Annotated in this window: 4 protein-coding genes (1 of these 4 running past the window's edge); 1 reads left to right on the forward strand and 3 read right to left on the reverse strand. The window is 65.8% G+C overall.

What is annotated here, in order from left to right; genetic code table 11:
* The 3 genes from PX653_RS26545 to cysE form a co-directional block, all read right to left on the reverse strand.
* On the reverse strand, positions 1 to 8,840 hold the 5' portion of the coding sequence (locus PX653_RS26545; protein ID WP_277415627.1) for a non-ribosomal peptide synthetase. The gene continues 3,370 nt to the left of window position 1, outside the view; the window shows 8,840 of its 12,210 coding nt (coding positions 1-8,840); it begins with the start codon at positions 8,838 to 8,840; the stop codon falls past the left edge of the window.
* Positions 8,841 to 9,101: 261 nt separating this feature from the next.
* Positions 9,102 to 9,995 (reverse strand): chlorinating enzyme, encoded by an 894-nt coding sequence (locus PX653_RS26550; RefSeq protein ID WP_277415628.1) that lies wholly within the window; start codon positions 9,993 to 9,995, stop codon positions 9,102 to 9,104.
* 51 nt (positions 9,996 to 10,046) lie between these two features.
* On the reverse strand, positions 10,047 to 10,904 hold the full coding sequence (gene cysE, locus PX653_RS26555) for a serine O-acetyltransferase (RefSeq protein ID WP_277415629.1): 858 nt from the start codon (positions 10,902 to 10,904) through the stop codon (positions 10,047 to 10,049).
* A 679-nt stretch (positions 10,905 to 11,583) separates the two neighbouring features.
* On the opposite strand from cysE, the gene lpxO reads away from it, so the two are divergent.
* Complete coding sequence (lpxO, locus tag PX653_RS26560; RefSeq protein WP_277415630.1) at positions 11,584 to 12,483, forward strand: lipid A hydroxylase LpxO; 900 nt, start codon at positions 11,584 to 11,586, stop codon at positions 12,481 to 12,483.
* Positions 12,484 to 12,560 lie beyond the last annotated feature (77 nt).

Below are 12,560 nucleotides of genomic sequence, written 5' to 3' on the forward strand. Positions count from 1 at the left end.
TGGACCGTTTCCAGCACGTCCGCGCCGTGCGACTTGAAGTGGAACAGGTTGGTGGACGTGAAGTCGCCCATGATCCGCTCGACGTCGTCGAACATCGGATAGCGGTTGAACACCGTCATCGTCATGATGAACTCGGACGAGCCGGCATGGAAGCCGATCACTTCGCCGTACAGGCTGAGAAGCACGGCCGATGGCGACACGTCGTACTTCGCCGCCTGCGCCTTGAATTTGCGCCACGTGCCGGGTTCCACGTACAGCGTGTGGTCGGCAAACACCGGGTCGGTCACGGCCGAGGGGGCCATGCGCAGCGGCAGCTCGGGCCGCAGCGGCATCGCGGGCACGAGTGCCTGCCAGTAGGCGCGGTCGCGCTGGTACCACGGCGACTTGCGCAGCGCCTGGTAGGCAGCCTGGTAGTGCTTGAACGTCGTGACCGGTGGCGCGGCAGGCAGGTCCGGCTGGCGGTACAGCTGGTCCAGCCGGGCCAGCAGGCGGCGCCGGCTTTCGGCGTCCAGCAGGATCAGGTCCATGCTGATGTGCAGGCAGCTGCGGTCGGCGAAGCGGCTCACCTCGAAGGTAAACAGCGGCGCATGTTCCGGATCGTACACGCGGTGCGACAGCCGCTCGCGCACGGCCGCCAGCGCGCCGTCGTCGGCCATCCGGTCCGCGTGGTCGTTGCAGGCCACGCGGTAGTGGCCGAACTGCTCGAGCGGCACGATGCGCTGTTGCATGCGGTCGAACGAGAACACGGTACGCAGCACGTCCTCGCGCGCGATCAGCGTGTTCAGCGCGCTCTCCAGCCGGACCGGATCGAGCGCATCGAACGCGTACTCATAATAGATATGGTTGGCGATATTGCCGATTTCAAAACTGGCCAGGCGGCCCAGCAGGTAGGCCTTCTGGATCTCCGTCATCTCGAACCAGTCGTACGGATCGCCCGAGTCGATGGCCGGCAGCTGGTCCAGGTCGGCGGCGCTGCCGATGGCCGCGAAGTCGCTGGCGCTGTATTCGGTGGTGCGGCGGGCCTGGCAGAAGCCCACCACCTCGGCGATGCGCGCCTGCAGCTGGGCCGTGAAGCGCTGGGCCAGGTCCGGCGCCAGCTGGCTGTCGATGTCCACGACCAGCTGGCCCGCCTTGACGTAGCAGTTGATGTCGACCAGGTTGCCGTTGACGTTCTCCTGATGGAAGTTGCGCCCGGACGGCTCATCCGCCAGGTACCAGCCCGCGTCGCGCGCCTCATGGAACTGCCCCAGGTAGTTGAAGCTGACGGCCGGCAGCGCATTGCGGTCGTAGCCGAACAGCGCGCCGTAGCCCAGGCCCTTGAGCGGCACCGCGCGCAGCGTTTCCTTGGTCGCCTTGACGGTATCGGCCAGCGTCGCGCCCGTCGTTACCCGCAGCGGGCACAGGATCGTGAACCAGCCGACGGTGCGGCCGATGTCGATGGCGTCGTCCAGGTGCTCGCGGCCGTGGCCTTCGATCACGATGTGGTGCACGTCCTGCGCGCGCAGGTCGCGCAGGGCCAGCCCGAGCGCCGCCACCAGCAGGTCGTTGATGCTGGTGTTGAACGCATGGTGCGACTGGTGCAACAGCGCCGACGTCAGGCCGGCATCCAGGCGGAATGCCGTGCGCCCACCTTGCGGTACGGTTGCCAGGGCGCGGTACGCCGTGGCGTCGTAGTCGGCCAGCACCTTCTGCCAGTAGCTCCGCTCCGCCGCGTTGCGCGTGCCATAGGCCGCCACTGCGCGCGACCAGTCGCCGATGCTGGCGCTCGCGGCGGGCAGCGTCTCGCCCGCGTACAGCATCTCCAGGTCGCCCAGCAGGATGCGCCAGCTGACGGCGTCCACGATCAGGTGGTGGAAGGCCATGAACACGCGTGCCGAGCCGTCCGCATAGCCGTGCAGGTAGGCCGCCGCGAACAGCGGACCCTGCTCGATGTCGAAGCCCGCCTGCAGCGACGTCAGGCGCTCGGCGATGGCGTCATCCGCCATGCCGGCGACGTCGATGGCCGGCAATGCGATCGTTTCCGGCGCACCGGCATGGAACTGCTCGGGGCCTGCCGCCGTGCGGCGGTAGCGCAGCGCGAACGCCCCATGAGCGGCCACGAGGGCGCGCAGCGCGGTGCCGAGGCGCGCCAGGTCCAGCGCCGGCGTATGGATCAGGAACGACTGGTTCCAGTGGTTCGGCCGGGCCGGCTGCAGCGCGAAGAACCAGCACTGGATCGGATGCAGCGGCACCAGTTCGGCCGTTGCCGTGGCGGCGACCGGTGCCGCCTTGGCCTCGGCGGCGCGTTCGGCCTGTTCGACCCACGCATGCAGCAAGGCGATCGTCTTGTTCTTGAAAACGATGCGGGCGGGGACCTTCTGCTTCAGTTCCTTGCTGACCTTGTTCACCATCTGCAGGCACAGGATGCTGTCGCCGCCGATGGCGAAGAAGTCGTCGTGGTAGCCGATGCCGGTGGCCGGCACGCCCAGCACCTCGCTCCAGATCTTGCGGATCGTGTTGTAGCCGGCCGGTACGGCGTTGTCGATGAACGCGGCCAGTGCGGCCAGGGTCTTGTTCTTGAAGACGATGCGCACGGACACGTTCTTGCGGTACTGCTTGTTCAGCATCCCCACCATCTGCAGGCACAGGATGCTGTCGCCGCCCAGCGCGAAGAAGTCGGCGTCGAGATCCATCTGCTCTTCGCGCAGGCCCAGCACGTCGGCCCAGATGCGGCGCACGCCCAGCTGCAGTTCCGTCATGCCCGGCGCCCTCGCCTCGGCGGCAACGGCTACCGCCGCCGCGGGATCGGGCAGCATCTCGCGGTTTACCTTGCCGCTGGCGGTCAGCGGCATCGTCGTCAGCGGTACCAGCAGCGACGGCACCATGAAGTCCGGGCACACTTGCACCAGGTAGTCGCGCAACGCAACCGCATCCACGCTGCCGCTGGACAGGTAGTAGCCCACCAGCTGCTTGTGGCCATTGGCGCCCGTCTTGATCGCGGCGGCGGCCCGTTCGACACTGGCAAAGCCCAGCATCGCCAGTTCCAGCTCTTCCAGTTCGATGCGGTAGCCGCGCAGCTTGACCTGGGCGTCGGCGCGGCCCATGAACACCAGCTCGCCCTGCGGCGACAGCATCACCAGGTCGCCCGTCTTGTACAGGCGCTGGTCGCCCTCGACAAAGGCGGCCGCCGTCAATTCGGGATTGTTCAGGTAACCGCGTGCCAGGCCGGCACCGCCCACGTACAGTTCGCCGATGGCGCCGGCCGGCAAGCGCTGCATGGCGCGGCCCAGCACCAGCGCCTGGCGCTGGCGCAGCGGGCGCCCGATCGGCACGGCGCGCGAATGTGCCAGCTTGTCCAGGGTCAGGTCGCAGACGGTGCTGAACGTCGTGTTCTCGGTCGGGCCGTAGCCGTTCAACAGGTGCTTCGGTGCGGCATCCGACGCCAGCAGCTTTTCCACCAGCTGGCGGTTCAGTGCCTCGCCGCCAACCAGCAGCCAGGTCAGCGATGCGAACAGCCGCTCGGACTGGCGATACAGTTCGTCGAACACCGACTTGGTCAGCCACAGCACGGAGACGGCCTGCTCGCGCAGCAGGGTGGCGAGGGCGTTGACGTCGCCGAACAATGCCAGCGGATCGCTGGCGAGGACCAGTTTCGCGCCATTCAGCAACGCACCCCAGACTTCGAACAGCGACGCGTCGAAGCGGCGGTCGGCCAGGTGCGCGAACACGTCGTCGGCCGTGATGTCGATGAAGCCGGCGTCGCGCACCAGCGACGTGACGCCGCGATGCTCGATCAACACGCCTTTTGGCCGGCCCGTACTGCCGGAGGTATACATCACGCAGCACAGGTTGGCCGGCGTCACGGGCACGCCAGGGTTGGGGGCGTCGCCGTCGAGCGCCAGCGTGTCCAGCACGACCACCGCGTCGGCGCTGGCGAAATGCGCGGTGAATTGCGCGGCCAGGGTGGACTCGGTCAGCAGGAAGGGCGCGGCGGTGTCGCCGATGGTAAACGTGGCCAGGGCCGGGCTGGTGCTGGCAGCCAGCGGCACGTAGGCACCGCCCAGCTTCAGCACGGCCAGGCTGGCGACGATGTCCAGCACCGGGTCGCTGAAGCAGACCGGCACCATCGCTTCCATGCGGGGCGCGAAGCGAGCCTGCAGGTGGGCCGCCAGCACGTTGGCGCGGCGGTTGAGCTCCGCGTAGTCGAGCGCCAGCGCGCCATGTTGCAAGGCGATGCGGTCGGGATGGACGGCGGCGCAGCGCTCGAACTCCGCCACGATGCTCGTCTGCGGGACGGCTGCCGGCGCGGCAGGCGCAGCCGCACCGCAGTCCAGCTCACGCACCAGCGTCTCCGGCCGGGCGACGACCTGCGCCAGCAGGCGGTCCATCACGCCGAAGAAGCCCTGGATCAGCGCGTCGTCGAACAGCTCGCCGGCGTAGCGGATGGTGACCTGGATTTCGCTGCCGCCGTCGCTGCCATTTTCTTCGACAATCATCGCCAGCGGATAGTCGAGCTTCTCGATCGTGCGCAAGTTGTCGATGCGCAGCGCGTCGACATGACTGCCGGCCTGCAGGGTGGCGAAATTATTGTGCACGAACAGCAGGTCGAAGATGCGCCGGCCGTCCTTCTGCAGGCTGGCCAGGTACGTCGCGCTCTTGCTGTTGACGCCCGTGATCTGGCGCTGCAGCTCGCGCAGCGCCGCGCCCACCTCCAGGTTGGCGATTTCCGCATGGCGCGTCAGCAGCGGCAGCGTGTTGATCATCATGCCCACCGCATCTTCCATGCCGTCCAGCGGCAGGTCGCGGCCGGACACGGTGGCGCCGGTGATCGTCAGCGGCTCGTAAGAATACAGGTTCAGGATCTGGTGGCACAGGAACTCGAACAGCGCGTTGACCGTTACGCCCTGTTGCAGGCACAGGGTGCGCAGGGCATCGACCTGTTCGCCGCGGTACCAGTGATGCAGCATGGCCGGCGTAGACACGTACTTGTATGTCTTCAGGTCCACCGCTTCCTTCAGGCCCGGCTTGATCAGCGCGCTGAGGCGGTTCTGCACGGGCGCGTCCTCCAGCATCGCGCGCCAGTAGTCCGCATGTTCGCCGCTGCTGGCCTGGACGTGGCGCTGGGCCAACTGGTAGGCGCGGTTCTCCGGCCAGGCGTGCTCGCGGCCGTGCAGCAGGTCCAGGTAGATGTCGTGGGTCCGGTTGATCAGCACCAGGCTGCTCCAGCCGTCCAGGATCGCGTGGTGGCAGCTGAACAGCAGCGCCGATTGCGCGGCGCCGAGGCGCACGAAATACAGGCGGAACATGCCGCTCTGGTCGAGCGCGAAGCGGCGCTGGCGATCCTCGTCCAGCAATGCATCCAGGCGTTTCCGCTGCGTTGCGGCGTCGCTGTCGCTGAAGTCGAGCGAATGCCAGGCCAGCGGGGCGTCGCGGTCGATCACCTGCAGCAGCTTGTCCTGCCACGCCATGCGCATGCGCAGCGCGCCATACATGCGCTGGGCCGTGTGCCAGGCCAGGCGCAGCTTCTCTTCGTCGATGGCGCTGTGGTACTCCCACATCGTCTGGACCTGGTAGGCGGTATCGGTGTCGCCCTGCGCCTGCGCGTGGTAGATGAACCCCTGCTGCAGGCTGTTGGCGAGGTATACGTGCTGCACCTCGGCTTCGGCCTGCAGCTGGTCCAGCTGCGCCTGCGTGACCACGTGGCTCACGTCATGCGGCGTCAGATAGCTGCGCGCCTGGCTGCCGGTATAGCCGACGATCTCCGCCAGCGCGGCGCGCAGCGCGTCGGCCACGCCGGCCGCCAGTTCGGCGCCGGCCCGGCTCTCGACGGTAAAACGCATCTGGCCATCGAGCACGGCGCCAGTGATCACGAGGCGATAGCCGTCGCGATTGCGCTCGCCCGAAAGCAGCACGAGGCTGTCATCGGTCAGCGCCCAGTCATCGCCTCCGGCAGCCTGCTTCTCCAGCTGGCCCAGGTAGTTGAAGCAGATGGCCGGCAGCGCATGGCCGGCGTAGCCGAGCAGGGCGCCGAAGCCCACGCCCTTGTCAGGGATGGCACGCAGGGCTTCCTTGACGGTACGGATGGTGTCGGCCACGTCCGCGCCGGCCCGCAGTTCGAGCGGGAACAGCGACGTGAACCAGCCCATCGTGCGGCTGATGTCGATGGCCGGGTCGATCTCCTCGCGCCCGTGGCCCTCCAGCATGATGACGTTGGCGCGGTTGCCGAAGCGTTCCGCCAGCGCGGTGGACAGCGCGGCCAGCAGCAGGTCGTTGATCTCCGTGTGGTGCACGTGGTTGGCCTCCTGCAGCAGGTGCGCCGTCGCGGCGTGGTGCAGGCTGAACTCGACGCACACGGGTGTGTCGCTGCCTGGCAGGTCGAGTGCCGCGAACGGGTCGCGGTGCGCAGCCAGCTGCGCCTGCCAATAGCCGGCTTGCGCCGGGTTGGCGGCCGCGTAGGCCTGCAGGGCCTCGGCCCACTGGCGGTAACTGCTGCCTTTCGGCTCGAGTTCGCCGCCGTGGTACAGGCGTTCCAGGTCCTCGGCCAGGATGCGCCAGCTGACGGTATCGACCAGCAGGTGGTGCACGAGGAAGCAGACGCGCGCGCTGCCGTCGGCGCAGCCGGTCACGTATTCCACGTGGCACAGCGGTCCTTGCGCCAGGTCGAAGCCCTCCTGCGCCTGGCGCAGCCGCTGCTCGAGGTCCGGCATGGCGCCGTCGTCGTGGATGGCCAGTATGGGCGCGGCGGCATCGGCGTAGTGCTGGCGCGCGCCGTCGATGAAGCGCAGGCGGAATGCGTCGTGGTGCGCGAACAGGCGGTCGATGCAGGCCTGCAGGCGCGCCGGATCGAGCCGCGGCGTGCGGATGACGAATGCCTGGCTCCACTGGCCGGGCTGGTCGAACTGCTGCTGGAAGAACCACTGCTGTACCGGCAGCAGGCGCGCTGCGCCCACCAGCAGGCCGCTTTCGGTGGCGACGGCAGTACCCTGGCCATTGCCACGCGCCTGGACGAGGCGGCACAGCGCCTGGATCGTCCGGCCTTCGAAGATGTCGGCCACGGTGACGGAACATTGCAGCGCCTGGCGCAGCCGGCTGGCGAGACGGATCGCGTCGATGCTGTCGCCGCCCAGGGTGACGAAGTCGTCGCCGGTGCCCAGCGCGTCGGCCGGCAGGCCCAGTACGTCGGCCCAGATCGCCGCGACGTCCCGTTCCAGCGCGGATGCGGGCAGGACGAGCGCGCGCGCCGCGGCCTTGCCCGGCAGCGGCAGGGCCTTGTAGTCCACCTTGCCGTTGGCCGTCAGCGGCAGCTTGGCGATGGCCGTGTAGTGTTCGGGCACCATGTAGTCCGGCAGCTGCGCGCGCAGTTGCGCACGCAGGGCCGCCGCCCCATGACCGTCGGCCAGGCCATCCGCCACGTAGTAAGCCAACAGTTGCTGGCGGCCCTGGCCGCCCTGCAGGGCGTGCAGGTCCACCACGGCGCAATCGCGCACGCCGGCGCAGGCGGCCAGGCGTGCCTCGATCTCGCCCAGTTCGACCCGGTAGCCGCGGATCTTGACCTGGCGGTCCTTGCGGCCGATGAATTCGAGGTAGCCCGCTTCGTTCAGCGCGCCCAGGTCGCCAGTGCGGTACAGGCGGCCGAACTGCGGATGGAACAGGAAGCTGGCGGCGGTACGGACCTCGTCGCCCCAGTAGTTCAGTGCCACGCCGGCACCGCCGATGTGGATCTCGCCGGACACGCCGGGTGCGCAGGGCATGCCGTCTTCGTCAAGGACCAGCACCAGCTGGTTCGGCATCGCGCGGCCATACGGGATGGCGCGCCAATGCGGCGCCACCGCGTCGATGGGGAACCAGATCGACCAGATGCTGCCTTCGGTCGCGCCGCCCAGGCTGACGACCATGGCGTTCGGGCAGGCCTGCTTCAGGTGCCCGGGCAGGGCCAGCGGAATCTTGTCGCCGCTCAGCAGGAACAGGCGCAGCGAGTCGCCCTGCATGCCGCGGGTGGCATAGTCGTCCGCCAGCAGGCCAGCCAGCTGGGGCACGGTGTCCCAGATCGTGATCCCGTGCCGCGCCACCAGCTCGGCCCAGTAGGGCGCCTCGCGGGTGCGGCGCTGGTCCGGGAACACGACGGTGCCGCCGGCCATCAGGAGACCGAAGATGTCGTACACGGACAGGTCGAAGCTCAGTTCGGACAGGGCCAGGATGCGGTCTTCCGGTCCCACCGCGTAGTCGCGGTTGACGGCGGCGATGGTATTGAGGGCGCCCCGGTGGCTGATGGTCACGCCCTTCGGCTTGCCGGTCGAGCCGGAGGTGAAGATGACGTAGGCGATATCGTCCGGCTGCACGGTTGGCAGCGTGGCGGCCAGCGGCGGCGCTTCCAGCAGTTCCTCGATGACCAGCAGGCGGTGGCGCGCGGACAGGGCCGCGCACAGCGCCTCGTCGGCCGCGCACTGGCGCGAGACCAGGACATATTCGACGCCGCCCTCGGCCATCACGTCGAGCAGGCGCGCGGCCGGCCAGTCCACGTGCAGCGGCAGGTAGGCATGGGCCGCCTGCATCACGGCCAGCGTGGCGAGCGCCTGGTGATACCCCTTCTCGCACAGCACGGCGATCAGATGACCAGTATGAGCGGCGCTGACAGGGGGCGAGACGGCGCACCAGATGGCCTGGGCAAGGCGGGCGGTATCGCGCGCCAGCGCGTCGTAGCCGTGTTCCAGTCCCGTGGCACTGTCGACGACGGCAATCCGGCCGGCTCGCGTGGCCGCGCTATCGAGGACCGCCTGGTGCAAGGTGGTGGCGGCCGCGGCGCAAATTTCCTGGTCCTGCACTGCATCGTTCGTGTGAACGGTATTTCCTGATAGCGTCATGCCCATTCCTCAATCGTCGATTCGAATTCACGCCGCGAGCCAGGTCGTTGGCGCGCACGCTCCCGGGTCGCCGGGTGGCGGCAACCTGATGTCTTGTCTGGTGGTGGTGTTGCGATGAGCCAGTGGCGCGGCCGGCGTCCAGCCTGCGCCTGCTAGTCGTATCTGATCGTTCTCATTGATTCCGGTTTCGGTTACGGTGGATCTTCTTCGGTGGCACGGCGCCCCCGGCCCTTGCTGCGGCAGGCCGGCGGCGCCGGGCGATCACGCGCCGACGATGTGGTGACGGAACTTGTGCCCGTTCAGGTTCGTTTCGGTGAGCTTGTTGTGGCCATGGCGGTCCTCGCCGGCCACCAGCACGGAGGCATAGTTGGCCAGGTCGTAGTGCTCGCCGTGGTCGGTGACCTTGTCCATGCCCGGGAAGATCTGCGTGCTGCCCTTCACGTAGCGCGCGTTGGTGCTGTAGCGGCGCGAGTCCGTGCTGGTATTCGGGGCCGAACCGTGGATGCAACGGGTCGTGAAGATCACCGCCTCGCCCGGCTGCATTTCCATGTAGACCGCGTCTTCCTCTTTCGGCTCCCAGTCCTTGTCGTATTTCAGGTCGGCGAATGTATAGCCATAGAAACCGGTGCTGTCATAATCGAATTTCTTTTCGAACGTCTTGCTTTCGTCGAAATACATGCGCTTATGGGTTCCGGGCTGGAATTTCAGGCAGCCGTTTTCTTTCGTGCATTCGGTCCAGGCGGTCCATACCGTCAGCACGATGCCCCATTCGCTTTTCTCATTCTGGATCAGTTGCGGGACTTTATTGTTGGCATAGGCGAAGCTTTCCACCTGGTGCCACTCGGTGCCCTTGTCGCCAGGCGACTTGGAGAATACCTCCGTGCGCCACAGGAATATATCATTTCCCATCAGGCTGGCCAGCCGATGAATGATTTTCGGGTTGGTTGCATGGTCCGTCAGCAGGTTCAGGTCCAGGTGACGGTCGTAATGGTATTTGTTCGGCTTGTAGATCTTGCTTTCCACGCCCACCAGTTCCTCGAAGATCTGGTCCCACATGTCTTCCGCTTCTTCCTTTTCGTAGACCTTGAATGGCTTCAGGTAGCCATTGGCATGAAAGAAGTCGATTTCTTCTTGCGATAAAGAAAATTCTGCCACCGGTAATTCTCCTTCAGTTGACTTATAAAAATACGTCCAAGCGCGATTCGCTCAGACGGCGATGCCCGTCGAATAGCCGTGGAAAGGTTCGGATTCCGCTGTCAAAGCCTGGTTCATTTCCAGTCCGGCATTGCGGGACGAAAATCCCACCCGCTTTGCCGGTACCCCTGCGACGGTGACATGGGGCGGCACGCCCTGCAGCACGACGCTGCCTGCGCCCACCTTGGCGCCTTCACCGATTTCGATGTTGCCAAGGATTTTCGCGCCGGCGCACAGCAGTGCGCCCTTGCGGATCTTCGGGTGGCGGTCGCCGCGCTGCTTGCCGGTGCCACCCAGGGTGACTTCGTGGAGGATGGACACGTCGTCCTCCACGATCGTCGTTTCGCCAATGACCAGGCCGGTGGCATGGTCGAGGAAAATGCCGCGCCCCAGGCGTGCGGCCGGATGGATATCCACGGCGCAGGTGAGCGAAGTCTTCATTTGCAGCAGGTGGGCGGACAGGCGCTCGCCGCGCAGCCACAGCATGTGGGCCACCCGGTGTGCCTGCAGCGCCGCGAAACCCTTGTTGAAGAAAAATACCTGCAGCGCCCCCTGGGTTGCCGGGTCGCGGTCGCAGAATGCCTCCAGGTCAGCGGCGGCCGCGTCGCAGATGCCCGGATACTGGGCGGTAATGCTGGCGATCATGCTGGAATAAGGCTGGCCGCCCGGTTCGTGCTGGAACAACTGGTGGAACACCATCGCCGCGAGTCCCGAGGAGAAATCCCTGGCGTCCCCGAGAAAACCGCGCAAATACGTATGCACTGCCGGTTCGCTCGTTGCAAGGGAATGGATACCTGCCTGGATCTGCTCCCATATTTCCGCCTGCCTGTTCTGCCGCGCCGACCTGAAGCTGACTTCTTCTACGATCACTATCGTCCCTCTTTTACCGGCTGCCAAAAACGAAGGTAAAAACGTCCCCCTTCGCTCTCAGCGAATAATCAAAAGAATCCCGCACAGCATCGGCTGCCGAAACGGCTCCGGCAGCGCCGGATAATAAGGGAAGTATTAAATGATCACTTCCGTGGCAAATTTGGCTTGGGCTTCCTATTGCACGGAAGCGGTGATGTACCTAGCTGATCCAAGGCACAGCTAAGAGAAATTTATGCGAAGCATTAAGATTGATCCAATGAAATACATGCTGCGCACTCCTCTCTCAGGATTGTATCGTTATTTTTCTTATAAGCTTATGCGAGAAGTGTAGGGTCGCGAGGTGGGGGGGTCAAGTAATTTATTGTCTACAAATTGCCGCGCGGCGGAATACAGAAACAGAGAAATTTCTTGACTGTATGGTTCACGTTCAGGCAGGTAGGGCTATAAATCGGAGGGAAACGGTGCCATAACCTGTCAACATTGGCAGGTTAATCGCGATAATGTCCCGCCATATGGGTCGATATTACATTGAAAGCGGCAATGCGTTGCCTCCCTGTCATTGTTGACAGGCGCGGGCGCGGTGCCACGCGTGCCTGCCGACGTGGCGTACCCATCCGCCCGGAGCCGGGCGCGGCAACCTGCGCTAAAATGGCCGGTTTCGAGCATCGGGGTCAGCGCCATGAAATGGGCCATTGTCGGTTTTTACTTCCTCTCCATCCTGCACATCCACTTCCGCGGCCGCGTGCGCCTGCCGTTCGGCCGCCAGCTGTTCGACCACTCGTCGTTCATGGCGCCGATTAATATCTTCATGCACTCGTTCTCGCGCGTGCCGTCCACGCCTTACCTGCCGGTGACCGACTTCCCGGAACTGGCACCGCTGCAGCAGAATTGGCAGGTCATCCGCGCCGAGGCCGAGAACCTGCTGCGCCTGCAGAAGATCAAGGCGTCCGAGCAGAACGACGACGCCGGCTTCAACTCGTTCTTCAAGGCCGGCTGGAAGCGCTTCTACCTGAAGTGGTACAACGCCAGCCATCCGTCGGCGGCGCAACTGTGCCCGCGGACCCATGCGCTGTTGCAGTCGATTCCCTCCGTGAAGGCGGCGATGTTCGCGGAACTGCCGCCGGGCGGAAAGCTCAATCCGCACCGCGATCCGTTTGCCGGTTCGCTGCGCTATCACCTGGGCCTGGCGACGCCGAACGACGACCGCTGCTTCATCGACGTCGATGGGGTCAAGCACAGCTGGCGCGACGGCCAGGGCGTGATGTTCGACGAGACGTACATCCACTGGGCCATCAACGGCAGCGAGAGCGACCGCATCATCCTGTTCTGCGACATCGAGCGCCCGATGCGCTTTGGCTGGGCGCAGGCCGTCAACCGCTTCCTCGGCAAGACGATGATGACGGCGGCGGCGTCGCCGAACGAGACGGGCGACCAGGTGGGCCTGGTGTCCAAGCTGTTCCGCATCTCGTTCTATGCCGGCAAATACCGCCGCCGCTTCAAGGCGTGGAACAAGACGGCCTACAAGCTGACCAAGGTGGCGTTGATCGTTGGCCTGGGCGTGCTGATCTGGAAGATTTGATGACTCACCAGGGCTGCAAGCGCCGCTGGGGGCTGTCCCTGCACAGGGACTGACCCCGAAGTCTGGCTGCAGTGCCT

It is taken from the genome of Pseudoduganella chitinolytica, assembly GCF_029028125.1.
GTDB lineage: Bacteria > Pseudomonadota > Gammaproteobacteria > Burkholderiales > Burkholderiaceae_D > Rugamonas > Rugamonas chitinolytica.